This window comes from Pseudomonas nabeulensis, from assembly GCF_004682045.1.
In the GTDB taxonomy this organism is placed as follows: domain Bacteria; phylum Pseudomonadota; class Gammaproteobacteria; order Pseudomonadales; family Pseudomonadaceae; genus Aquipseudomonas; species Aquipseudomonas nabeulensis.
In genome coordinates this window covers 40,154-64,823 of the sequence record NZ_QUZT01000019.1, presented here as the reverse complement: position 1 = coordinate 64,823, position 24,670 = coordinate 40,154, and the positions used below count along the sequence as shown (strand labels likewise).

The following is a 24,670-nucleotide window of genomic DNA, read 5'->3' as shown; positions in this document are numbered from 1 at the left end:
AGTTAGCTCCGATGCTTTTTAAGTTCTTTGATCGTGTTGTTTAGTTGAAAAATTTGCGCGGAGTGTTTTTCCTGCATCAACACGAGTTGCGCTTTTTGCGCAGCTGTGTATTTCTCCAGCGTGTCTATATAATTTTTTAGCTCGTGAATGTGTTGTTTGAATGTTGTTAGTTTTTCTGGTTTAGATTTTTTGTTATTTATATTCAGGCTGATCGATGATATGAGGCTTATTATTTCTTCTCGTAAGTCAGGGTAGCGTCTTAACGTATCATTAGCATTTCGTTTTGTCACAGCGAACTGTTGGCGAACTTTTTCAGAATTTTGAGACAGGTCCCAATTGTTGAATTGCCTAATCGTTAGAGGGTAATACTCATCTTCAGAGACGCTTTCGGTTTGAGTCGACCATTTTCTAAGGACCGATATTTTTTTCATTATATTTTGAAGCGCTTCGCGCTTATTTATCTCTGATCGATTCACTTAGTCACCTGCTAGTTTTTTATGATGATACTCAATTATGTCATAAAGGTTCTGCAGTCTTATCTCAAGATTCTTAGCTATCACGGAGTTTGGGTGTAAGGTCTTTATCTCATTTGCTAATTCAAGTGAATGCTGTTCCAAACCTTTGATATGTTCAATTGATGTGAATGAGAATGGGCACTTACTGCATAGTTGTGGAGTGGCATTTTCTTTATGGAGGGTGTTGTCCGAAAGCTCAAAGCATCTCGAGCGAGACTTAATTCTATTGTTTCCTGCAACGCATTGGGCGTGTCTAAATGGTGTGGGCGCATGGCCTCTAGAAGAAAGCCTCTCAATAAATGCATCAATTCTTTGGCGGTCGTCTAAGCCTTTAAAAATAACGGAGTTCTGTAAGCGCCTGAATAAAACCCTTACCATTTTCGTATACCCGCCGGTCACCCTGTCGTTGGATATTATTCGATATATGATTTCTGAAAATTTTTCTTTAATCGCCTCGTTCATATATTTCGCTATCTCGCTGTTATGGTGTTTATGTATTTTTGTATAGTCTTCTATTTGCCAGTCATAGATTTTACTCAGCGTGGCTGCTTCGGATTGGGTAATCGGGCTAGTTATGTAAATTTGAGTTGTTGCCAAGCAGTCATGTTGGAGTTGGTATGATAGTGCTGGAAGGTGCGGGAACTCGTGTTGGTTGATGAAAATGGTGCAGTAAAGTCTTCTAAACATATGTGGTGTTGAATGTATTTCAAATTTTAAGCGTGAAGAAATGAAATGGTAGGCTTGGCCGGTTTTGTAGGCTTCAAAATTGTAGTCTGTATAGTTGACTAAGAACCCTTTTGCCGAAAAGAGCTTATGTCTAAACAAAGTAATGTTTGAGTCTTTCTGTTTGCCAGTTGAATGAGTTTCATAGTCTAAATGTAGATAGATTAGTTGTAGTTTCTCTAGAGCGTCAACTGCTTTTTGTGTGGCGTTTCCTACATAAAAAGGCAAATAGTCTTTACGGTTTTTTTCTATATAAAACATTAGTTCAAAGATATCGTTTTCTTTATTGTAGATAGTGCAGGCGCCGAGGAATATTCCGAATTTACGGTGCGTTATTTCGTCTCTTCTTCTTGCGTTAAATATGGCTATTATTAGAAAGCAAGCCGTAAGTAGCTCTCTGGTCAAGTCGTTTAGGTTTTTGATTGTGATTGATTTGTAGGTGTTTTCAGTCGTGATGAAAAGATTGATGGATTTTGCATGTCGAGATATATCATTAAGTTTTGTTTTGAGATCTCGGCCATCATTAGTGGATAGGCATGCGTCTGCATAATGCATTGTTTGCAGTATAATGTCGCCCTGTTTGTATAATAAGGACAGAGCTTCCTCTAACATTTTTCCTGCGCCATAACTGTTAATATTCTTCGTTCTTCCAGGTGTCTCCGTTAGCTTTTTGCTTAGGCGGGAATATTCAGGATAAGGTAGATTTTCTAAGCGGTAGAGGTTAGGTGTTCTATACAGATAATTTAATGCTTCCAAAGTGTGGCGTAATGAACTGTAATTCATCCCGGAAATTAATGTATCGTTCTGATTTTTAGCTACCGATGGCCAGCCTTTCGTAGCTTTGAATTTCTGTACTTGTTCGAAGTATAAAAATATTTCCTTTCCTGTTATATTCGTAGAGATTGCTAGTTGAAAGCCAGCACTGCTAATTGATTTTTTGCTGTTGGTGGAAGTGAAAATAGGATGTTTATAGTCGTTTGCTGTTGCAAGGAAATTGCTAAGTCGTTCACTAATATTGAGTGCTTTATGCCAGCCCCCATTTGCTAAATGAGAAGGTAGTTTTTTTAATAAGTGGGTGGAAAGTTCCTTAAGGTTGAATGTGTCGTTCAGCCAAATGTATTCCATGAATTTGATTATTGTTGTTAACATAAATGCAATTCTGTTCGCTTTGCTTTTTGAGGATGGCGTTGTTCTCGAGTATTCGCTAACTGCATAAATGGTCGATAAAAACAAAACTTCGTGATCTACTAATTTCGTCGGGGTTGGATAGACCGAGTTAGGTGGAAGAACAAATCTCTGCAAAGATATCTCTCTGTAACCTTTTTCATCTTTCCTTGCTTCAGTCTGAGTTATTCGAAGTAGAGCATCCGGTGTTACTGAGATATCAGTGTCTAACGGATGTTTTTTTAGCTGTAGCAGTATCGCGTCGGATAGGCTTTTGTTAATCATGATTGATGGTTGCCTCTATCTGCCTTAAAATATAGCCGTAGGCGGAACTACTAATGAAATTGTATAGTGCGTCGTTGAATATGACCCGAGGAGCTATCCGCATAGAGAAGTGCTCATTATTTTCAGCATAGAGCTGCTTCCAGTGGTGGTAGTAGTAGTTCCGAGTACGTACGACTTCAGTTATCCGCATCTCATCAATTTCAATCACACGGTTCGGACAGCCATCACCTATATGGCAGTGATGAGCTTGGCAAATGCTCTCTCCAGATTCATGGCTTTTGAAGGGATGGTTGAACGGGTCGGAGCATAGTGTTCCATCTCCAATAGGAATTAAAGCTAAAGTGCCGGCTGTTTGTGTTTTTGTCATGTTGAATATAATCTTTTTTTCTAATCTCTTTTGGAACTCGAGATTGATAGAAGAGTTTATGTTTCTTGTGAATAGTTGGTCGAGATATTGTCCTGTAGTGCCTATGCTTGAATGTCCGAGTTTGCGTCTTGTATGCTCGGTGCTTCTCGTAGTGTAGTGCTCAAGACTTCCGACTTGCTCTCTGATTTGCTCAAGTGTAAAATTGAAAAGGCTATGTCTTTCAATGAATGCGTCGGGTGTCATTTGAATCATTACAGATCTTTCCGTGTACATATCTTTCGATGTGGTCCATGAAAACCATAAGCGTTGTTCGGTAGCGGGGATAAATTCAAGTACGATTAGCTGGGTTCGATTCCATATAAGACGACGAATGGCATCTTGATATTGTTTTTCATTTCGATCAATAAATACTGGTGGGGTGAAGTCATCAGTTTTTGACTTGTATCCTTGAATTTCGTAATGTCCATATTCTTCGTCATATATGATGTTTTTAATTTCCATGGCAAATAATGACGCTTTGTTCCAGCCTGTTCTACAAAGTAGTAATATGAAGATGGCTTGCAACTCGATAAAACAAGCTCTAAAAGGAAGTGCTAAAATATGTCTGGTGTTGAATTCAGGTGTGGAGGGTATTCCAGCTTGTTGAAGTAGCTCAGATGTCCTGTAACCAACCCATAAACGCGCACCTTTATAAAATAATTTGTCATCCTTGAGTATATTTAAATAAGCGTTTAGTCTTTTTTTAGGGCATATTGTTTCATAGCGCTTGATGTCATAAGAAGTAGGGTAAGGCTTATAAATAAATCGTCTAATTATGATTTCCGTTGATGCACTTCTTTTGGAATCTTCAGCGCTAATAACAAACTTTCGCAAAGCTTTGATGCTGTTGAGATCAGTGATGCATGCATCTATTATTTTTTGCAGGTCAGTGGAGAGTAGATCGATAGACTTAGAAATTAGTTCGTTATAGTTTTTGTGTGGGACAGCTCCTAACGGAATTTCATTACTATGAGTTTTGTCGTGCTGCGCGGAATTGAGTACTGGTCTCGGATAGGTTTGTAATGTTCCTAGGATGGTTTTGTAATTTATAGATTCTCTGCTTATTTCATTTCTGCAGTTAAATGAGGTGTGGATTACAAGATTTCTAAATGAAAAAGATATTTTTCGTCGGGATTCCGCCTTTTTGTCTGTTCGTCTCAATAACCTTCGTTCAAGGATTAAAAAGAGACGATGCATAAGCGGTGCAGTTAGCGTCGATTCTTTTTTGTTTAAGATCTCGATTGCATCACTGTCTACAGATAGTTCATTAAGCGCCTGCTGGATGCCGTAGGTATAGCTGGTTGTCACTTTTTCGTGAATTGAACGCGAACTTATTTGTTTAAGTGCTATAGCTATCCATGCATCTTGGACTATTCCAAGAGTGGCGAGATCGAAGACATTTGTTCGATCGTAAACTCTTCCATTTGACCTAAGAATTGACTTTACAAATATCGAATTTTCACTTTGCTTGAACAAGGTACGAACTCCTGAGCTTGCCTAGGTATAGCAGGATGATTGCCACTCTGCTCATTTGCTCACACTACATTGACATCCGACGCCAAGTTGCTGATTGCCGGTGACACCTTGTTCAAGCGCGGCGTTGGGCGCACGGACCTGTGGGGCGGGGACCAGGCGACCATTGTGCGTTCGATCAAGCAGCGCCTGTACACGCTGGACGAAGGCGCAACCGTGGTGGCCGGTCACGGGCCGGATACCCGCTTGGGCGACGAGATGCGCGAGAACCCGTTTGTCAGGGCCTGAGCCAAGGCTGGGTATTTTTCCGGATACCCAGTGGCGACAGTCGGAAGAGACTTACAGAGAAAATGACACGTCCCGTTCAGGATCGGTCTGCTAGGGTTTTAGTGTGCTCACCTGTTGTAGAGCGGGTGCCTGCCGCCCATGGAATTTTTACCGTTTGTCGTGTTCCAAGCTCGGCACAGGTCCATTGCCAATGTCCTCTGCATCACAGAATGCAAAAGTAGGAGCTTCTCTCATGTTCACTTCGCGTCGTCTGCTTGTTGTCGCCACCGTCGTAGCCCTGTTGAGCGGCTGCGCTAACCAAAACCCTTATGACGGCAGCAGCCAAGGACAGGCCAGTAATGACTCCGGCGGCATGAGCAAGACCGCCAAGTACGGCGGCCTGGGGGCTCTGGCTGGCGCATTGGCAGGCGCCGCCATCGACCATAACAACCGTGGCAAGGGCGCGCTGATCGGTGCCGTGGTTGCCGGCGCGGGCGCAGCGGGCTACGGCTACTATGCCGACCAGCAGGAAAAGAAACTGCGCGAAAGCATGGCCAACACCGGTGTTGAAGTGCAGCGCCAGGGCGACCAGATCAAGCTGATCATGCCGGGCAACATCACCTTCGCCACCAACTCGGACGCGATCTCCAGCAGCTTCTACCAGCCGCTGAACAACCTGGCCAATTCCCTCAAGCAGTTCAATCAGAACACCATCCAGATTGTCGGTTACACCGATAGCACCGGTAGCCGTCAGTTGAACATGGACCTGTCCCAGCGTCGTGCACAGAGCGTGGCCAACTACCTGACCTCCCAAGGCGTCAGCTCTGCCAACCTGAGCGTACGCGGTGCCGGCCCGGATAATCCGATTGCCAGCAACGCCGACGTCAATGGTCGTGCCCAGAACCGTCGCGTGGAAGTGAACCTCGGCCCGATCCCAGGCCAGCAGTACAACCAGCCAGGCGCACAGCAACAGAACAATCAGTTCCAGGGCAATCCGTACTCGCAATACCAGTAAAGCCTCACCCAACAAAAAGGGCGCCGCTCAAGGCCAATGCCAGTCAGTTAAGTGCAAACACCGTACTTGTGGCGAGGGAGCTTGCTCCCGCTGGGCCGCGTAGCGGCCCCAAAGATGGGACTGCTGCGCAGTCCAGCGGGAGCAAGCTCCCCTCGCCACAGGTTAGCGTTTACTCTTTCTAACCCTTAACTTACTGGCATTAGCCGTACCAGGCGCCCTTTTTTGTGCGCGGGTGTTTTACAGGCGGAAGCGCCCGACCAGGGTGTTGAACGAGGTCGCCAGGTTCGACAGCTCCTGGGTCGATGCATTGGTCTGGTGCGCACCGGCGGCGGTCTGTGTCGACAAGTCCTGGATATTCACCAGGTTGCGATCCACTTCGCGTGCCACGTGAGCCTGTTCTTCCGAAGCGGTGGCGATCACCAGATTGCGCTCGTTGATCTGGGAGATTCCGTCGGCGATCAGCTCCAGGGCCTCGCCGGTGGCTTGAGCGAGCACCTGTGTGTCGTTAACCAGGGCCTGGCTTTTGCCCATGGCCCCCACGGCCTGGTCGGCGCTGGCTTGTACGGTGTTGATCATGCCTTCGATCTCCCCGGTCGAGGCCTGGGTGCGTGCGGCGAGGGCGCGGACTTCGTCGGCGACCACGGCAAACCCACGGCCTTGCTCACCGGCCCGCGCGGCTTCAATGGCGGCGTTGAGTGCCAGCAGGTTGGTCTGTTCGGCGATGCCGCGAATCACATCCAACACCTTGCCGATATCCCGCACCTGGCCGGCCAAGTCCTTGACCATGCTGGTCGACGTGTCGATCTCATTGGTGGCGTGGTTGATCGCCGTGACCGCCTTGCGCGCCTGGTCGCGGCCATTGGTGGCCTGCACGCTGGTGGTGTGGGACGCCTCGGAGGTGGACACCGCATTACGTGCGACTTCTTCGACCGCCGAAGTCATCTCGGTGACGGCCGTCGCGGCCTGCTGGATTTCATCGTTCTGGCGCACCAGGCCGCGGCTGCCGTTATCGGTGACTGCCGTCAATTCCTCCGCCGCTGATGCAAGCTGATCCGACGCGCTGGCAATTTGATGGATGGTTTGCTTCAGGCTCGATTGCATATCGGCCAGGGCGCTCAGCAGTTGGCCGGTTTCATCGTGGCCCGTGCTGACGATGGCCTGGGTCAGGTCGCCATCGGCAATCCGTCGTGCGCTGGTCACGGCAGTGGCGATGGGGCGGCTGATCAGGCGGCTGATAAACAGGCCAAGGGCAATGGCTGCGATAAATGCCAGCACGATGCCCGAGTACAGCGTGTTTTTGGCTGACGCCTCCTGCACCGTGGCGTCCGCCGCGCTTTCTGCAACCTGGCGATCGTTGGAGTCGACAATGATGGTCTGCTCATCCATCACCACCCGATAGGCTTTTTGCAGGTCGCCGAACAAAAACTCCCGGGCTTTATCCAGTTCACCGGCGTTCAGCAGGGCGATGTACTGCTGCACCATGGTTTGGTAGATCGGCCAGTCGCGTTCCATTTTATCGCCGGCTGCGCGCTCATCGTCGGCCATGGGGCGCTGACGATACAGGGCGAAGGCTTTCTCGCTGGCCTGCCGGTTGGCGTTCATCGAGGCGATGAATTCGTCCTTCACACTCTGGGGAGCACCGCTGGAATAAGCGGCATACAACCGATACAGGTCACGGCTTTGACCCACGGCCTTGACCTTGTTTTGCGCGGTATTGGCAATCGAGACCAGGTTGTTGTTGAACACCGACTTAAGGCTTTCCGACAGCGCAGAGCCCCCCCGGCTTCCCAGCACGCCCACGCCCAGGGTGATCAGGGCGCACAGCGAAAATGATGTGATTAGTTTGGTGGAGAGTTTTGCGTCGTTAAGCCAGCTCATCGGTTCGTCCTGGAAGGATGCTGATTGAGTGCCAGCACCCGTGCAGGTGGAGGCAGTTGTCGTACTACTATCGACAGGCGCGTCTAGGACTTAAGGTTTGCAGGATGTTTCTGAGGTAGAAACCGCTCTAAAACGGCGGTTGTGGAGCGGTTTTGGATGTTTTTCAGGCAGGTGAAGGGATATTCCACGATCTGCGTAAAAGCCGCTCATTAAGATAAAAAAACCTTATTAATCAATAATATAAATTACTTTTTTCGGTTTTGAGTTTGTTGCGCAAATCCGGAGATAACAGCACATACGCTCAAGCATCACGAAAATTTAGAAAATTTCGTCCGTTATTCGCAAAAACCTCATTAACGTGACCTCCTCAGATTCGGATGGTTCGCTGAAACCATCGTCCTAGACACATCCGCTCAAATCATAAGTTGATGGCATTTGGCCTTTTAAGTTGTTGCCAAATATTGCTCAGCGTGAAATATTCGCGCCTCCTTGTCATGTGACAACCGACAACAATATGAATTGTTCGATAGGCCGCAAGAGCTTACGGACCCGTGAAAGTCATGATTGCAGTTACGTAGGGTAAAAAGACATGCCGCGTAGAACGGTTAGGGAAAAAGGCATCAGGTATGCCTTGGCGGGCGTTGTGTCGCTTGTCGTTTTGGGGGCTGGCGGTGCGTATGGTCAGGCATTGGATAGCACGGCATCACCGGGCAAGCGCCTAGCGGTAGCAGCAGATTGCGTGGCGTGCCACACCGCGCCAGGCGGCAAGCCTTTTGCCGGCGGTTACCCGCTCAGTTCGCCGATGGGGGTGATCTATTCGACCAATATCACCCCGTCCACGTCAGCGGGTATCGGCGGCTACACCGCTGAGCAGTTTGCCCGTGCGGTGCGCGATGGCGTGACGCCAAACGGCACACACCTGTATCCGGCCATGCCTTACACCTCCTACGCGAAGATGACCGACAGCGACATCGCGGACCTCTACCAGTACTTCATGCACGAAGTGCAGGCCGTCGACACGACCACCGCGAAGACTGACCTGGACTTCCCGTTCAATATCCGTGCTTCCATGCTCGGCTGGAACGCGCTGTTCCACAGCCAGAAACGCTTCACTCCGGACCCGGGCAAATCCGCCGAAGTGAACCGTGGCGACTATCTGGTCAATGCCCTGGCCCACTGCGACACCTGCCACACCCCGCGCAACGTGTTGATGGCCGCTGACAACAGCAAGCCACTGGCTGGTGGCGCGCTGGGTGCGTGGTATGCGCCGAATATCACCTCCGACAAAACCAGCGGGATTGGCGCCTGGTCCAGCGATGAGTTGGTGGCGTACCTGCGCACCGGTCACGTGGAAGGCAAGGCGCAAGCCGCCGGGCCGATGGCCGAAGCGGTCGAGCACAGCCTGCAACATCTGGACGATGTCGACCTCAAGGCGATTGCGGCTTACTTGCTGCAAACCCAGCCGATCAATACCGGTGAAACCAAGGCACGCCACGAATTCGGCCAGCCTTCCACCGATGAACTGACCCTGCGCGGCGGCAAGCCCGAAGACAATCCGGGCTGGCACATCTTCAGCGGCACCTGTGCCAACTGCCATCAGCCAAATGGCCAGGGCACCCGCGAATACCCATCGCTGTTCCACAACACCGCCACTGCGCGCAGCGACAACTTGATCGCGGCCATCGTCTACGGTGTGCACCGCGAAGTGGATGGTGTGGAAATCGACATGCCGGCGTTTGGTCCGGATGCCCTGTTCACCGATCGCCTTAACGACCAGCAGATTGCCGACGTCAGCAACTACGTACTGTCGCGCTACGGCAATGATGCATTGAAAGTGACGGCCGCCGATGTGGCGCAGGTGCGTGAAGGCGGGCCCAAGGCTCCGTTGGCGGTGATGGCCAGGTTCACCATTCCGGCCATTATCGTTGCCGTCATCCTGATTGCCTTGGCGGTGATCGTTATTGTCCGTCGCCGACGCCGGGAGGTTTGACCCATGGACTCTTCACTCAATGCACTGTCGCGCCGCAGCCTGCTGCGCGGCTCGGTCACCCTGGGGCTGACTGCTTTGGTCAGCGGCGTGATGCCTTGGCAATCGGTCATGGCGGCCGCCCAGTCGGATGCGGACTTTATTGCGCTGTCGCAGTTTCTGGTCAGCCGCACGGTCAATCCGGTCCTGGCGGCGCGCTACTACGCGGCCCTGGACAAGCGCGCACCGAACTTTTCGACCAATGCCATCGCCCTCAAGCAGTTGATTGCCGAACGTGGCCTCAAGCATGTGGATGACTACCTGGCCCTGGCCGATGCAGACCCGTCGCTCAAGGCAACGGCCACCAGCATCATTTCGGCCTGGTACCTGGGCATCGTCGGCGAGCCGGCTGACGCAGAACTGGTCGCCTACAGCGAAGCGCTGATGTACCGGCCCACCCACGGCACCCTCATCATTCCCTCTTACGGTGGCGGCCCGGATTCATGGGGCCCCAAACCTAAAGCGCCACAGGACATCAAACTATGAGCAAGGCTGAATTCGATGCCGATGTCGTCATCATCGGCTCCGGCGTGATGGGCGGCCTGATCGCCACTGGGCTGGCCAAGGCCGGCAAGTCGGTGATCGTTCTGGAGGCGGGCCCACGGGTCAATCGCCGTGATGTGGTGGAAACCTTCCGCAATGCGCCGGTCAAGTTGTCGCTGGCCAATGCCAAGTTGCAGGGTGCCGGCTCGCCGTACCCAAGCCTGCCGCATGCGCCGTCGACCTATGGCGATTACCTGCAGCAAGTCGGCCCGGTCAAATACAACACCTCGTACCTGCGTGTGGTCGGTGGCACCACCTGGCACTTTGGTTCTTCGTTGTGGCGCATGCTGCCCAACGACTTCCGCTTGAAGTCGTTGTATGGCCGTGGCCGCGATTGGCCGATCAGCTACGACGAACTCGAACCGTTCTATGCCCGTGCCGAAACCGAGTTGGGCGTGTCCGGTGTCGACGGTCAGGACGAAAGCGGGCAGGGCGGCGAAGCGTTTCCGCCACGTTCGATCCCGTACCCAATGGAAGGCCTCAAGCCGAGCTACATGTTCACTCGTCTTTCGGAAATGCTCGGCAAAGGCGGCTACAACCCGATCCTGGAACCCAACGGTCGCGCCACCCGCACCTACGGCAAGCGCCCGCCGTGTGCCGGTAACAACAACTGCAACCCGGTATGCCCGATTGCGGCCAAGTACGATGGCTCGATGCACATCGACGAAGCCGAGCGCCACGGCGCCAAGGTGTTGGAAAACTCGGTGGTGTACAAAATCGAGGCGGGGGATGACGGCAAAATCACCGCGATCTGGTACATGCGCCCCGACAAATCGACCCATAAGCTGACTGCGCGTTACTTCGTGCTGGCCGCCTATGGCATCGAATCGCCGAAATTGCTGCTGATGTCGACCTCGGACAAATACCCCAACGGCATTGCCAACTCGTCCGACCAGGTGGGCCGCAACCTGATGGACCACACCGGCATCAGCATGAACGTGATGACCAAGGAAGACATGTGGCCTGGTGAGGGGCCGACGCAATTGCTGGTGTACCTCAACAGCCGCGACGGTGCGTTCCGCAACGACTACCCGAGCTACAAGATCAAGGTGCGCAACACCGTGCCGACGTCGCAGATCACCTCCAACCTGATCGCCAAGGGTGTACTGGGCTCCAAGCTCGATGAGCAGATTCGCCTGCAATCGGCGCGGTCGCTCAACTGGGCGGTGGACTTCGAAACCCTGCCGCTGCCGGAAAACCGCGTGACGCCGAGCAAGACCAAGTTCGACGCCATCGGCCTGCCGGTGCCGGAGATCTACTACAGCGTTCCGGACTACTGGCACGCGGGTAAAGAGAAGGCGCTGGAGGACTTCAAGCAGTTCGCCAAGCTGCTGGATGCGGACATCCTCAGCACCGATGTGGGCTTCCAGAACCGTCAGCACATCATGGGCACTACCATCATGGGCGACGATCCAAAAGACTCCGTCGTGGACCGCGATTGCCGCAGCCATGACCACGCCAACCTGTTTATCGCAGGCACCAGCGTGATGCCGTCATCGTCCTGCGTGAACCCGACGCTGACCGGCGCGGCGTTGAGCATTCGGATTGCGGATGTGTTGGTGGGGGAAGTTTGATTCGCTGATCATCGCCCAATAAAAAGCCCCCTGACGCCCATGGCGCAGGGGGCTTTTGCATGGCTTCTGTAGTGAGCGGGCTTGCCCCGCGCGGGGCAAGCCCGCTCACTACAAAAATGCGGCTGTCATCAATCGATATATTCAAACACCTTGACGATCTTCTGCACGCCGGACACACCTTGCACCAGGTTGGCGGCGCGGGTGGCTTCGGCCTGGGTCAGCAGGCCCATCAGGTAGACGATGCCGTTGTCGGTCACCACCTTGATGCGCGAACCCGGAATCGCATTATCGGTGAGCATCTGCGCCTTGATCTTGGTGGTCAGCAGTGCGTCATTGCTGATCGCCAACAAGGTGATCGGGTCCATCACTTGCAATTCGTTGTGGACCTTCTTCACCCGTTGAACCGCCGCAGCGGCTTGCTCGGCCTGGGCCTTGAGTTCGGCACGCGGCGTCTGGCCAGCGAGCAGGACCACGCCGTTGAAGCTGGTGACAACGATGCGCGAAGCACCGTTGCCCAGGTCAGTCGCGGCCTTGGCGACGTTGACTTCCACCTTGGTTTCAATCAGCGAATCATCGATCTTGCTGCCGAAAGTACGAGTGCCCTTGTCATCCTGAATAGGGGTGTCACGTGTTGCAGTGATGGCCGTGCTGCAGCCGCTGATAGCGAGGCACAGGGTAATGGCCAAAAGGCTGAGGCGGTTAACGGTCATTCTTCACTCCCAAACAGTTGGCTGTCGATCAGATCGCACAGGCAGTGGATCGCCAGCAGGTGGACTTCCTGGATACGTGCGGTGACATTGGCCGGAACGCGGATCTCCACGTCTTCGGGCAACAGCAGCGAAGCCATGCCGCCACCGTCGCGGCCCGTCAATGCTACGACAATCATTTCGCGATCATGTGCGGCCTGGATCGCCTGAATAATATTCGCCGAGTTGCCGCTGGTGGAAATCGCCAGCAACACATCGCCCGGTTGGCCCAGGGCGCGGATCTGCTTGGAGAAGATTTCGTTGTAGCTGTAGTCGTTGGCAATCGAAGTGATCGTCGACGAATCGGTCGTCAGGGCAATGGCCGGTAGGCTCGGGCGCTCACGTTCGAAGCGGTTGAGCAGTTCGGACGAGAAATGCTGGGCATCGCCAGCCGAACCGCCGTTGCCGCACGAAAGCATTTTGCCTTCATTGAGCAGGGCGTTGACCATGACCTGACTGGCTTGCTCGATGTGCGGTGCAAGTACGTCCATCGCCTGTTGCTTGGTGTCGATGCTGGCCTGGAAAAGCTGGCGAATTCGGGATTGCATGTCCATCTGTGTGACCTTAAGTAGCGCGGCTGATTGGCACAGGAATGTGCAGCCCGCAAAGCAAAGAGCAAAAGTGTGTGGTGTAGATGTCCGGCGAATCAGCTGTCGAAGGCATTCTTGAGCCAGTTCAGATCAGCCTGACCAGACGGTGTGCTTTCTATGGCAACCACATCGAAACGGCAGGGGGCGTCGGCCCAGCGATGCTCCTTTTGCAGGAAAAACTGCGCGGCGAGTATCAGCTTCTGACGCTTGCGCCCGTCGATACTGGCGAGCGCGCCACCCCATTGTGCGTGTTTTCTGTAGCGGACTTCGACGAATACTACTGTATCGCCGTCAAGCATGACCAGATCAAGCTCGCCGCGTTTACACAACCAGTTCTGCGCCAGAAGGCGCAGACCCTGTTGTTGCAAGTGCTTCAAAGCTTGAAGTTCGGCGTCCTTGCCGCTTTGTGCGCTGGACCGCTCGGGCATCAGCGTGGGGTATCTGGCAGGCGTTGGATGTCGCCACCGACGAACTTGGCCCATGGCATCTGGCGATCAACGCGCTGGCTGGCGCTGATGCCCAGGCTGCCCGAAAGGCCGTCAACGCGGGTGTCCGGCAATGCCTTGAGTTGGCCCAGGCGCGGTGCCAGGCGGTAGGCGTCGACGCCCATCGCATACAGGCGGCCAAGGCTGCCATTGGCTTGTGGCCATTGCGCGGCAACCTGGTTGCGCAGTGGGTCGGTGGTGTTGAGCAGCCAAGGGGTTTCGCAGAACATCACGTTGGTCATGTCCAGGTACTGGTTCTTGTCACCGCTGGCGCTGAACACGTGGGAGGTCGCGTACACCGGCACGTCACCGGCGTATTGGAAGTTCAGGGTCGGCTTGATCTGCTGGGCCAGTTGCGGGGTCACGGCCAGGAAGATGAACTCGATGTCCTGGCGACGCGACGGCTGCGCGGCGACGTCGGTGCCGACGGTACTTTGCAGGCTCTTGGCGCGGCCTTCGCTTTTACGCAGTTGGAACAGGTCGGCAATTTGCTGGGCCAGGGCAACCGGCTGGTCGACGTATTCAACGCCGACCACGGTACCGCCATTGGCTTCCCAATCCTGGCGGAAGGCTTTATAGACACGCTCACCCCATTCGCCACGCGGCACCATCGCCGCAGCGCGGTGCAGGCCGTTGGCGCGAGCGCGACGGGATACTTCGCGGGCTTCGTCTTCGGCAGCCAGGCCGAACTGGAACAGTTGTGGTGGGTTATGGTCGGTTTCGCTGTAGTTCAGCGCCAAGGTCGTGATGGGCAGTTGTGGGCGCGAGGCCAGCTGTTTGACCAGCGGCTTCTCCAGCGGGCCCACCACCAGTTGCACGCCGGCAGCCTGGGCTTTGCTATAGAACTCGTCGAGAGAGTTGAGGCGCGAGCTGTCATAGAACTCGATGGTCGGAGGCTTTTGGCCGGCTTGCTCCGCCTGGTAGTGGGCGGCCATGAAGCCTTCGCGCAATGCCTTGCCGACAGCGGCCAGTTGGCCGTCCTGTGGCAGCAGCACGGCGATCTTGTTCAACGGCTGGCTGGCCAGTTCTTTGAGCTTGGTCAGCGGGATTGGCAGTTGCACCGAGGCTGGATGGCCTGGGTTTTGCGCACGCCAGGTGTCGATGGCCGCTTGTTGCTGCTCCAGGGTGCCAGCGCCCTTGACCGCCTGGGCCAGGGTGATCCAGCCGTCGAGCGTCGGGTTGCCGCTGGCTTGCAGTTGCTCGGCAGGCAGCGCGGCAATCAAGGCCCAGATGGCTTCATGGTTGCTGCTGGCGGCATCACCGGTGAGCAACGGCGCCATGGCGACACGCTCGCGAGCGGCGGCCAGGGTCTGGCCGTCGGCTTCATAAGCGCGGGCATGCACGGTGTCGGTGCGAATCTGCTGGTCAGTCGGCAGGTCTTTCAGGCTTTGCAGGCTGGGGTGGTTCAAGGCGGTCAACGCAGCCTTGGGCTGGTTGCGCGCCATGGCCAATTCGGCGGCCAGGGTGCTGGCAAACACTTGCGCGGCGGGCTTGAGAACATCCAAAGGCACTTGCGCAAGGATTTGCGAGGAGCGTCCAGGGTTGTTCTGCTTGTAGGCCATGTCTGCCGCACTCAGGCGCAGTAATGCGGCCTTTTCTGGCGTCTTGGCGGTCGAGGCCTGTTCGAGCAGTTGCTCGATACTGGCGTCCGGCGTCCGTGGAAGGTCGCCAAGGCTGGACGAGGGCGAGCTGGCGCAAGCGGCCAACAGGGCAGCGAGGCAGAGGGCGGAGAGCAGCCGCAGGCAAGCGATCATGTAAGTGTTCCTGATACCGATCAAATTAGCGTGGAATTGTACCCAAGCACTGGCCCAGGCGCGATGTTACTGGCGTGAAACCGTCGATTTAGGTCGTGTAAATGTTGCTAATGGCGATCGACGGCTGAAAAGGCATCGCCAGTGATGGCATATTTTCCAGGCATCTACGCGCTACAATGCGGCTTTTGCCAACCATCGAGGTGTGCGTTTTGACTGCTCCAGGTTCTTTGAATTCCACTGCTGGCTCGCTTTTTGTCGTGGCGACGCCCATTGGCAACCTGGACGACATCAGTGCCCGGGCATTGAAAGTGTTGCGCGACGTTAAATTGATCGCGGCGGAAGACACCCGTCACTCCCAGCGTTTGATGCAGCATTTTGGTATCAGCACGCCATTAGCGGCGTGCCACGAGCACAACGAGCGCGAAGAGGGCAGCCGGTTTATCGTCCGCCTGCTGGCCGGGGATGATGTCGCGCTGATCTCCGATGCAGGCACGCCACTGATCTCTGATCCGGGTTATCACTTGGTTCGCCAGGCGCGGGCCGCTGGTATTAATGTAGTCCCCGTTCCAGGTGCTTGCGCGCTGATCGCGGCATTGTCGGCGGCGGGGCTGCCGTCTGACCGGTTTATCTTCGAAGGTTTTTTGCCGGCCAAGGCCGTCGGCCGGCGGGCGCGTCTTCAAGCGGTAAAGGAAGAACCGCGTACCCTGATTTTTTATGAGGCGCCTCATCGCATTCTTGAATGCCTGCAGGATATGGAGTTGGTCTTCGGCGGCGACCGCGTGGCGTTGCTCGCACGCGAACTGACCAAAACCTTCGAAACCCTCAAGGGCCTGCCCCTGGAAGAGTTGCGTGCCTTCGTCGAAGGCGACAGCAACCAGCAGCGCGGCGAGTGCGTGGTGCTGGTGGCGGGCTGGACCGCACCGGAAAGCGAAGATGCCGTGGGTAGCGAAGCCATGCGCATCCTGGATCTGCTGCTTAAGGAAATGCCGCTCAAGCGCGCTGCGGCCCTGGCGGCAGAAATCACTGGGGTACGCAAGAATGTGTTGTATCAAGTCGCGCTGGATAAACAGAAAGACGAATAGTTCCGGGGGCAAACCTGTATTTCGTCTGAACGTGATGGCAATACTGCACTTTTAATACTTGTCCTAAGTGCGCCGTGCCGTTAACCTGCGCGGCGGAGAGTCGATTGGACAGTCGCTGCCCCCTATGAAAATTAGGGGGGGGAGGAAAGTCCGGGCTCCATAGGGCGAAGTGCCAGGTAATGCCTGGGAGGCGTGAGCCTACGGAAAGTGCCACAGAAAATAACCGCCTAAGCACTTCGGTGCCGGTAAGGGTGAAAAGGTGCGGTAAGAGCGCACCGCACGACTGGCAACAGTTCGTGGCTAGGTAAACCCCACTTGGAGCAAGACCAAATAGGGTCCCAAGGCGTGGCCCGCGCTGGGACCGGGTAGGTTGCTAAAGATGTCCAGTGATGGCCATCGTAGACGAATGACTGTTCAAGACAGAACCCGGCTTACAGATCGACTCTCCACCTTTTTCCTTCTGTCCGAATCTCGGGCAGAAACCCGGTAATAACGCAAGAATCCCTCCCTGCCGAATCATTGGCAGATGCATCTTCGTAATACCAAAAAAATCTTACTCTTAATAAATCACTTTAACTTTAAGCCATAGCGCTTTGAGTTATTTGTGCTTGCTGGGTCAAAAACATCGCCGAACTCTGGTTTCTCCTCCTTTTACGATCCTAAATCTCCGTTCTGTAAGGCTTTTCCTTGAATCCGCGCCTTGACGGTGTGGTGGGCGCATTCCTATAGTGTGCGCAAGTGGCGGAAAGTGGCACAAAGTGGGTTTTTTGAACGTAAAACGCTAAAATTTGGAGAAACGCATCTGTGTTTCGCGGAGCTAACGCTATCAGTCTCGATGCAAAAGGCCGTCTCGCCATGCCGAGCCGGTATCGTGACGAGCTCATTTCGCGAAGTTCCGGGCAGTTAATCATCACCATTGATGCCGTTGATCCCTGTTTGTGTGTTTACCCCCTCGATGAGTGGGAGTTGATTGAAACCAAGTTGCGCGCGCTGCCTTCATTGCGCGAAGAAAACCGCCGTCTGCAACGTTTGCTGATTGGTAATGCCGTCGACCTCGAGCTCGATGGCAGTGGTCGTTTCCTGGTGCCGCCGCGTTTGCGCGAGTACGCCAAGCTGGATAAGCGCGCAATGCTGGTGGGCCAACTGAACAAGTTCCAATTGTGGGACGAAGATGCCTGGGATGCTGTTTCTGCAGCTGACCTGGCTGCTATTCAACAACCGGGCGCGATGCCTGATGAACTGCGTGATTTGATCCTGTGACTATTGATAGCGGCTTTAACCACATCACCGTACTGCTTGACGAAGCCGTCGAGGCTCTCGCCGTACGCGCGGATGGCTGCTATTTGGATGGCACCTTCGGCAGGGGCGGGCATAGCCGCTTGATACTCAGCCAGCTCGGGTCCGACGGCAAACTCCTCGGATTCGACAAAGACCCTCAAGCGATTGCCACCGGGCAAGCGCTAGCGGCCGAAGACGGCCGCTTTGTCGTTGTACAGCGCAGCTTTGCCGAGCTGGGCGCCGAAGTCGCCGAGCGTGGCATGGCGGGCAAGGTGGCCGGGGTTTTGCTCGACCTGGGCGTGTCTTCGCCGCAGCTCGACGACCCTGAACGCGGTTTCAGTTTCATGAACGACGGCCCGCTCGACATGCGCATGGACCCGACTCGCGGCATCAGCGCTGCCGAGTTCATTGCCACCGCTCCCCACGAAGAAATCGCCCGCGTATTCAAGGAATACGGTGAGGAGCGCTTCGCCGGCCGCATGGCCCGTGCCGTGGTCGAGCGTCGCGAAATCCAGCCGTTCGAACGTACCGCCGATCTGGCCGAAGTGCTCAAAGTCGCCAACCCGGCCTGGGAGAAGGGCAAGAACCCGGCGACCCGTGCGTTCCAGGGCCTGCGCATTCACGTCAATAACGAACTGGGCGATCTGGAGGCGGGCCTCGAGGCTGCCCTGGATGCACTGGAAGTGGGCGGTCGCCTGGTGGTGATCAGCTTCCATTCCCTGGAAGACCGCATCGTCAAATTGTTCATGCGTCGCCTGGTCAAGGGCGAGTCCGACAACCTGCCGCGCAACCTGCCGGTACGTTTCGAAGCCTTTGTGCCGAAAATCAAAATCCATGGCAAAGCGCAGTTCGCTTCCGAAGCCGAACTCAAGGCCAACCCACGTTCCCGTAGCGCCGTCATGCGTGTCGCGGAGAAGTTGCGGTGAGCAAGCTTTTCGCCAAGCCCCTCCCGGGCGGCAGCTTCTTTATGATGCTGTTGTACGTCGGCGTGCTGGTGTCCGCGATTGCGGTGTCCTACAGCGCGCACTACAACCGTCAATTGCTCAACACCCTGTACGGGGAGTTGAGTGTGCGTGACAAGGCACAAGCCGAGTGGGGCCGGTTGATCCTCGAGCAAAGCACCTGGACGGCCCACAGCCGCATCGAAGTGCTGGCCACCGAACAACTGAAAATGCACATTCCCGGCGCGGCCGAAGTCCGCATGGTGGCGCCATGATGAAACTCGAAGGCGCACTTTACCCATGGCGCTTCCGCCTGATGCTCGGCTTGCTGGCATTGATGGTGGGTGCGATCGCCTGGCGGATCATCGATCTGCAAGTGGTGGACCGTGACTTCCTGATCGGCCAGGGCGATGCCCGCAGTCTGCGTCATATCCCGATTCCTGCACACCGCGGCCTGATCACCGACCGTAACGGCGAGCCTTTGGCCGTCAGTACCCCGGTGACCACCCTGTGGGCCAACGCCAAGGAACTGCAGGTTGCCAAGGATCGCTGGCCGGCACTCGCCGCCGCGCTTGGCCAGGATCCTAAAGCGTTGGCGGAACGACTTGAGGCCCAGGCCAATAAAGAGTTCATCTACCTGGTTCGCGGCCTGACCCCTGAGCAGGGTCAGCAAGTGCTCGACCTTAAAGTCCCCGGTGTCTACGGCATCGAGGAATTCCGGCGTTTCTACCCGGCGGGTGAAACCACCGCCCATATGGTCGGCTTCACCGACATCGATGATCACGGTCGTGAGGGCGTGGAACTCGCCTACGATGAATGGCTCGCCGGGGTGCCCGGCAAACGACAAGTCATCAAGGATCGGCGCGGCAGACTGATCAAGGATGTCCAGGTCACCAAAAACGCCAAGGCCGGTAAGCCCTTGGCGTTGTCGATTGACTTGCGTCTGCAATACCTGGCCAACCGTGAGCTGCGCAACGCGATCATCGAGAACGGCGCCAAGGCCGGTAGCCTGGTGATCATGGACGTCAAGACCGGCGAGATCCTCGCCATGGTCAACCAGCCGACCTACAACCCGAACAACCGTCGCAACCTGCAACCGGCGATGATGCGCAACCGCGCGATGATCGACGTGTTCGAGCCAGGTTCGACCATGAAAGCCATCTCCATGAGTGCCGCCCTCGAAACCGGGCGCTGGAAACCCAGCGACAAGGTCGAGGTGTATCCGGGTACGTTGCAGTTGGGCAAATACACGATTCGTGACGTATCGCGCACCGAAGGCCCAGTGTTGGATCTGACAGGTATCCTGATCAACTCCAGTAACGTGGGCATGAGTAAGGTGGCTTTCGATATCGGTGGCGAAACCATCTATCACCTGGCCCAGAAAATCGGCCTGGGCCAACCTACCGGCCTGGATTTCCCTGGTGAGCGCGTCGGCAACCTGCCGAACTACCGCGACTGGAAAAAAGCCGAGACCGCCACGCTTTCCTATGGCTACGGCATCTCGGTGACGGCGATCCAGTTGGCCCACGCCTTCTCGGTGCTGGCCAACAATGGCCGCATGGTGCCGCTGAGCCTGATCCACGTTGACGAGCCGCCGAAAGCCACCCAGGTGATCCCGGAAAACGTCGCCAAGACCATGCAAGGCATGCTGCAACAAGTGATCGAAGCGCCACGCGGCGTATTCCGTGCCCAGGTGCCGGCGTATCACGTAGCAGGCAAGTCCGGTACCGCGCGTAAAACGTCGGTGGGCACCAAGGGCTATGCAGAAAACTCCTATCGCTCGCTGTTTGCCGGTTTTGGCCCAATGAGCGATCCGCGCTACGCCATCGTCGTAGTGATCGATGAACCGAGTAAAGCGGGCTACTTCGGTGGCCTGGTCTCGGCGCCGGTGTTCAGCAAAGTGATGTCCGGCACCCTGCGCCTGATGAACATCACACCGGACAACCTGCCGCCGACCCAACAAGCGAACGCCGGACCACCGGCCGCAGCTGCCAAAGCCAACGGAGGGCGCGGCTGATGTCTCTTAGCCTGAACAAGATTTTCGCCCATGCCGGCCGCGATCTGCTGATTCGCGAATTGAGCCTGGACAGCCGCAATGTACGCGCCGGTGACTTGTTCCTGGCGGTGCCGGGCGGCAAATACGATGGCCGTGCGCATATCGCCGATGCCTTGCAGCGCGGCGCGGCGGCGGTTGCCTATGAAGTCGAAGGTGCCACCGTGCTGCCGATCACCGATGTGCCGTTGATTCCGGTCAAGGGCCTGGCCAAACAGCTGTCGGATATCGCCGGGCGTTTCTATGGTGAGCCGAGCCGCCACCTCAACCTGGTCGGCGTGACCGGCACCAACGGCAAGACCAGCGTGACCCAATTGGTCGCCCAGGCGCTTGACCTGTTGGGCCAGCACTGCGGCATTGTCGGCACCCTCGGCACCGGTTTTTATGGCGCGCTGCAAAGCGGCCTGCACACCACGCCCAACCCGATCGCCGTGCAAGCGACCCTGGCCGACCTGAAAAAGGCCGGTGCCAAGGCGGTGGCCATGGAAGTGTCGTCCCACGGCTTGCACCAGGGCCGTGTTGCTGCGTTGGCCTTTGATGTGGCGGTGATGACCAACCTGTCCCGTGACCACCTGGATTACCACGGCACCATGGAGGCCTACGCTGCCGAGAAGGCCAAGCTGTTTGCCTGGAATGACCTCAAGTGCCGCGTAGTGAACCTGGACGACGAATTCGGTCGCCAATTGGCTGCCGAAGACCGCGAATCGCGCCTGATCAGCTACAGCCTGAAAGACGCCAGCGCGTACCTGTATTGCCGTGCCGCCCAGTTTGATGATGAAGGCGTGCGCGCCACCTTGGTCACGCCCCAGGGCGAGCACCTCCTGCGCAGCACCTTGCTCGGCCGTTTCAACCTGAGCAATGTCCTCGCCGCCATCGGCGCGTTGCTGGGCCTGGACTACGCCCTCGACGAAATTCTCAACGTGCTGCCCAAGCTCGAAGGCCCGGTTGGCCGTATGCAACGCCTGGGTGGCGGCAAGCAGCCGCTGGTGGTGGTCGATTACGCCCACACCCCGGACGCGCTGGAAAAAGTACTGGAAGCCCTGCGCCCGCATGCCAAGGGCAAATTGCTGTGCCTGTTCGGTTGCGGCGGTGATCGTGATCGCGGCAAGCGCCCACTGATGGCCGAAATTGTCGAGCGTCTGGCCGACGGCGTACTCGTTACCGACGACAACCCGCGCAGCGAAGACCCGAGCCAGATTTTCGACGATATCCGCACAGGCTTCAAAGACGTGTCCAAGGCCACCTTCGTTGCCGGTCGCGGCGTAGCCATCGCCCAATTGATCGCCAGCGCCAATGTTGACGATGTGGTGGTGCTGGCCGGCAAAGGCCACGAGGACTACCAGGAAATCAACGGCGAACGGCATGCCTTCTCCGATCTGGTCGAGGCCGATCATGCCTTGACCGCCTGGGAGGTTGCCCATGCTTAAGGCGATGAAGTTCAGCGAACTGACCCAAGCCCTGTCGGCCCGTGTGCTGTCGAGCGATTGCAGTTTCGACGGTGTGAGTATCGACAGCCGCGCCATCAAGCCGGGGCAGTTGTTTGTTGCGCTGGCGGGCCCGCGTTTCGATGGTCATGACTACCTCAACGATGTCGCCGCCAAAGGTGCCGTGGGTGCCTTGGTGCAACGCGAAGTGGCCGATTCCACCCTGCCGCAGTTGCTGGTTGCCGATACCCGTTTGGCGCTTGGTCAACTGGGTGCCTTGAATCGTGCGGCGTTCGACAAGCCGGTTGCAGCCATCACCGGCTCCAGCGGCAAGACCACGGTCAAGGAACTGCTGGCCGGTATCCTGCGCACGCGCGGCCCGGTGCTCGCCACCCGTGGCAACCTGAACAATGATTTCGGCGCACCGCTGACCCTGCTCGAACTGGCCCCGGAACACACGGCGGCGGTGATCGAGTTGGGGGCTTCGCGCATCGGCGAAATCGCTTACACCGTGGCGCTGACCAAGCCTCACGTGGCCATTATCAACAACGCCGGAAACGCCCACGTCGGTGAGTTCGGCGGCCCGGAAAAGATCGTCGAAGCCAAGGGCGAAATCCTTGAAGGCCTGGATGCCTCGGGCACTGCCGTGCTTAATCTTGACGACAAGGCTTTCGAGACCTGGCGTCTACGCGCTGCCGGTCGCAAGGTGCTGACCTTTGCCGTACTCAATGCCGCGGCTGATTTTTACGCATCCGACATCACCGTCGATGCCCGTGGCTGCCCATCGTTCACCTTGCACACCCCGCAAGGCAGTGAGCAGGTGCAACTGAACCTGCTGGGCAACCATAACGTCGCCAATGCCCTGGCTGCTGCCGCTGCGGCCTACGCCCTGGGCGTGTCGCTGTTCGGCATCGCCACCGGCCTGGGTGCGGTGCAGCCGGTCAAGGGCCGTACCGTGGCGCAGTTGGCAACCAATGGCATGCGCGTCATCGACGACACCTACAACGCCAACCCGTCCTCTATCAATGCTGCCGCTGACCTGCTCAACACCTTCGCCGGGCGCAAGGTGCTGGTATTGGGCGATATCGGCGAGCTGGGTGACTGGGCAGAACAAGGCCACCGCGAAGTCGGTGCCTACGCGGTCGGCAAGGCCGATGCGCTGTATGCCGTGGGTCCAAACATGGCCCACGCCGTCAACGCCTTCGGCCCTGGCGCACGGCATTTCGCGACCCAGGCCGAATTGATCCAGGCACTGACCGCAACTGAACAAGACCAACACACAACCATTTTGATCAAGGGATCGCGCAGCGCGGTGATGGAAAACGTCGTCGTGGCTTTGTGTGGTTCAAGTACGGAGAAACATTAATGCTGCTGCTGCTGGCTGAGTATCTGCAACAGTTCCACAAAGGCTTCGCGGTCTTTCAGTACCTGACCCTGCGCGGGATCCTGGGTGTGCTGACCGCGCTGTCTTTGTCGCTGTTTTTGGGCCCGTGGATGATCCGCACCCTGCAGAACCTGCAAATTGGTCAATCGGTTCGTAATGACGGCCCGCAGTCGCACCTGTCCAAATCCGGTACCCCGACCATGGGCGGCGCGCTGATCCTCTCGTCTATCGGCATCAGCACCTTGCTGTGGGCCGACCTGCACAACCGCTACGTATGGGTGGTGCTGTTGGTGACCCTGCTGTTCGGCGCCATTGGTTGGGTGGATGACTACCGCAAGGTGATCGAAAAGAATTCGAAAGGCCTGCCAAGCCGCTGGAAGTATTTCTGGCAGTCGGTGTTTGGCCTGGGCGCAGCGGTGTTTTTGTTCATGACTGCGCCAAGCGCGGTGGAAACCACCCTGATCATCCCGATGCTCAAGGACGCCAGCATTCCCCTGGGCGTGGGCTTCGTGGTGCTGACCTATTTCGTGATCGTCGGCTCCAGCAACGCGGTGAACCTTACCGACGGCCTCGACGGCCTGGCGATCATGCCGACGGTGATGGTGGGCGGCGCGCTCGGCATCTTCTGCTACCTGTCGGGTAACGTAAAATTCGCTGAATACCTGCTGATCCCGTACGTGCCGGGCGCAGGCGAGCTGATCGTATTCTGTGGCGCGCTGATCGGTGCCGGCCTGGGCTTCCTGTGGTTCAACACCTACCCGGCGCAAGTCTTCATGGGTGACGTCGGCGCACTGGCGCTGGGTGCGGCCCTGGGCACCATCGCGGTGATCGTTCGCCAGGAAATCGTGCTGTTCATCATGGGCGGCGTGTTTGTGATGGAAACCCTGTCGGTGGTCATCCAGGTGGCTTCCTTCAAATTGACCGGGCGCCGCGTGTTCCGCATGGCGCCGATTCACCACCACTTTGAACTCAAGGGCTGGCCCGAGCCGCGCGTGATCGTGCGTTTCTGGATCATCACCGTGATTCTGGTACTGGTTGGCCTTGCCACCCTGAAACTGAGGTAG

The 24,670-nt window shown here is 56.1% G+C and carries 20 protein-coding genes, 1 other RNA gene and 1 pseudogene; 14 read left to right on the top strand and 8 right to left on the bottom strand.

From position 1 onward, the window contains the following. Nucleotides 1-2 precede the first annotated feature (2 nt). The 3 genes from DYL61_RS12465 to DYL61_RS12455 are packed head-to-tail and all read right to left on the bottom strand — an operon-like array spanning nucleotide 3 to nucleotide 4,569. Nucleotides 3-476, bottom strand: a complete 474-nt coding sequence (locus DYL61_RS12465; protein WP_135308540.1) for a hypothetical protein — start codon at nucleotides 474-476, stop codon at nucleotides 3-5. After that, the gene (locus DYL61_RS12460; protein ID WP_135308539.1) at nucleotides 477-2,687 is read right to left on the bottom strand and encodes a hypothetical protein; all 2,211 of its coding nucleotides are present in this window, start codon (nucleotides 2,685-2,687) and stop codon (nucleotides 477-479) included. It lies immediately after the preceding gene. Beyond that, nucleotides 2,680-4,569: a hypothetical protein gene (locus DYL61_RS12455; protein ID WP_135308538.1), complete on the bottom strand. Its 1,890-nt coding sequence runs from the start codon at nucleotides 4,567-4,569 to the stop codon at nucleotides 2,680-2,682. Before DYL61_RS12455 ends, DYL61_RS12460 begins: the two co-directional genes overlap by 8 nt. 81 nt (nucleotides 4,570-4,650) lie before the next feature. On the opposite strand from DYL61_RS12455, the pseudogene DYL61_RS12450 reads away from it, so the two are divergent. Further along, a pseudogene (locus DYL61_RS12450) lies at nucleotides 4,651-4,854 on the top strand (MBL fold metallo-hydrolase); the annotation flags it as partial. Nucleotides 4,855-5,086: 232 nt separating this feature from the next. Continuing rightward, entirely contained in the window at nucleotides 5,087-5,848 is a 762-nt protein-coding gene (locus DYL61_RS12445; RefSeq protein WP_135308537.1) for a YiaD family glycine zipper/OmpA-like lipoprotein, read from the top strand. A 237-nt stretch (nucleotides 5,849-6,085) separates the two neighbouring features. Here the strand turns inward: DYL61_RS12445 and DYL61_RS32070 are convergent, their stop codons facing one another. Further along, nucleotides 6,086-7,726 (bottom strand): methyl-accepting chemotaxis protein, encoded by a 1,641-nt coding sequence (locus DYL61_RS32070; protein ID WP_135308536.1) that lies wholly within the window; start codon nucleotides 7,724-7,726, stop codon nucleotides 6,086-6,088. Between the two features lie 589 nt (nucleotides 7,727-8,315). On the opposite strand from DYL61_RS32070, the gene DYL61_RS12435 reads away from it, so the two are divergent. From DYL61_RS12435 to DYL61_RS12425, 3 genes are read left to right on the top strand one after another with little or no spacing between them, the layout of a single operon-like run. Continuing rightward, complete coding sequence (locus tag DYL61_RS12435) at nucleotides 8,316-9,716, top strand: cytochrome c (RefSeq protein WP_135308535.1); 1,401 nt, start codon at nucleotides 8,316-8,318, stop codon at nucleotides 9,714-9,716. Between the two features lie 3 nt (nucleotides 9,717-9,719). Next, the gene (locus DYL61_RS12430) at nucleotides 9,720-10,238 is read left to right on the top strand and encodes a sugar dehydrogenase complex small subunit (protein ID WP_135308534.1); all 519 of its coding nucleotides are present in this window, start codon (nucleotides 9,720-9,722) and stop codon (nucleotides 10,236-10,238) included. Then, on the top strand, nucleotides 10,235-11,869 hold the full coding sequence (locus DYL61_RS12425) for a GMC family oxidoreductase (protein ID WP_105696125.1): 1,635 nt from the start codon (nucleotides 10,235-10,237) through the stop codon (nucleotides 11,867-11,869). The genes DYL61_RS12430 and DYL61_RS12425 overlap by 4 nt, the downstream gene beginning before the upstream one ends. A gap of 128 nt (nucleotides 11,870-11,997) precedes the next feature. Here DYL61_RS12425 and DYL61_RS12420 read toward each other — a convergent pair whose 3' ends face one another. The 4 genes from DYL61_RS12420 to DYL61_RS12405 all read right to left on the bottom strand — a co-directional run bounded on the left by DYL61_RS12420 (nucleotide 11,998) and on the right by DYL61_RS12405 (nucleotide 15,444). Continuing rightward, entirely contained in the window at nucleotides 11,998-12,579 is a 582-nt protein-coding gene (locus DYL61_RS12420) for a BON domain-containing protein (RefSeq protein WP_135308533.1), read from the bottom strand. Beyond that, entirely contained in the window at nucleotides 12,576-13,169 is a 594-nt protein-coding gene (locus DYL61_RS12415) for a phosphoheptose isomerase (protein WP_007904374.1), read from the bottom strand. Before DYL61_RS12415 ends, DYL61_RS12420 begins: the two co-directional genes overlap by 4 nt. A gap of 92 nt (nucleotides 13,170-13,261) precedes the next feature. Beyond that, a complete protein-coding gene (locus DYL61_RS12410; protein ID WP_061435353.1) occupies nucleotides 13,262-13,633 on the bottom strand; it encodes a YraN family protein in 372 nt (123 codons plus the stop codon). After that, nucleotides 13,633-15,444, bottom strand: coding sequence for a penicillin-binding protein activator (locus DYL61_RS12405; RefSeq protein WP_135308532.1), 1,812 nt, complete (start codon nucleotides 15,442-15,444; stop codon nucleotides 13,633-13,635). Before DYL61_RS12405 ends, DYL61_RS12410 begins: the two co-directional genes overlap by 1 nt. A 176-nt stretch (nucleotides 15,445-15,620) precedes the next feature. Here DYL61_RS12405 and rsmI point away from each other — a divergent pair, with 176 nt between their 5' ends. From rsmI to mraY, 9 genes are all read left to right on the top strand, one after another. Continuing rightward, nucleotides 15,621-16,526 (top strand): 16S rRNA (cytidine(1402)-2'-O)-methyltransferase, encoded by a 906-nt coding sequence (gene rsmI / locus DYL61_RS12400; protein WP_167497959.1) that lies wholly within the window; start codon nucleotides 15,621-15,623, stop codon nucleotides 16,524-16,526. 96 nt (nucleotides 16,527-16,622) lie between these two features. Further along, nucleotides 16,623-16,976: RNase P RNA component class A (gene rnpB / locus DYL61_RS12395), an RNA gene on the top strand. Nucleotides 16,977-17,330: 354 nt separating this feature from the next. Further along, the gene (gene mraZ / locus DYL61_RS12390; protein WP_003171868.1) at nucleotides 17,331-17,786 is read left to right on the top strand and encodes a division/cell wall cluster transcriptional repressor MraZ; all 456 of its coding nucleotides are present in this window, start codon (nucleotides 17,331-17,333) and stop codon (nucleotides 17,784-17,786) included. Beyond that, nucleotides 17,783-18,730, top strand: coding sequence for a 16S rRNA (cytosine(1402)-N(4))-methyltransferase RsmH (rsmH, locus tag DYL61_RS12385; protein ID WP_167497958.1), 948 nt, complete (start codon nucleotides 17,783-17,785; stop codon nucleotides 18,728-18,730). The genes mraZ and rsmH overlap by 4 nt, the downstream gene beginning before the upstream one ends. Beyond that, complete coding sequence (gene ftsL, locus DYL61_RS12380; RefSeq protein ID WP_017738702.1) at nucleotides 18,727-19,020, top strand: cell division protein FtsL; 294 nt, start codon at nucleotides 18,727-18,729, stop codon at nucleotides 19,018-19,020. Before rsmH ends, ftsL begins: the two co-directional genes overlap by 4 nt. Continuing rightward, complete coding sequence (locus tag DYL61_RS12375) at nucleotides 19,020-20,762, top strand: peptidoglycan D,D-transpeptidase FtsI family protein (RefSeq protein ID WP_167497960.1); 1,743 nt, start codon at nucleotides 19,020-19,022, stop codon at nucleotides 20,760-20,762. The genes ftsL and DYL61_RS12375 overlap by 1 nt, the downstream gene beginning before the upstream one ends. Further along, nucleotides 20,762-22,225, top strand: a complete 1,464-nt coding sequence (locus DYL61_RS12370; protein WP_135308529.1) for a UDP-N-acetylmuramoyl-L-alanyl-D-glutamate--2,6-diaminopimelate ligase — start codon at nucleotides 20,762-20,764, stop codon at nucleotides 22,223-22,225. Before DYL61_RS12375 ends, DYL61_RS12370 begins: the two co-directional genes overlap by 1 nt. Then, nucleotides 22,218-23,588: a UDP-N-acetylmuramoyl-tripeptide--D-alanyl-D-alanine ligase gene (locus DYL61_RS12365; RefSeq protein ID WP_135308528.1), complete on the top strand. Its 1,371-nt coding sequence runs from the start codon at nucleotides 22,218-22,220 to the stop codon at nucleotides 23,586-23,588. Before DYL61_RS12370 ends, DYL61_RS12365 begins: the two co-directional genes overlap by 8 nt. Continuing rightward, nucleotides 23,588-24,670 (top strand): phospho-N-acetylmuramoyl-pentapeptide-transferase, encoded by a 1,083-nt coding sequence (mraY, locus tag DYL61_RS12360; RefSeq protein ID WP_105696118.1) that lies wholly within the window; start codon nucleotides 23,588-23,590, stop codon nucleotides 24,668-24,670. The genes DYL61_RS12365 and mraY overlap by 1 nt, the downstream gene beginning before the upstream one ends.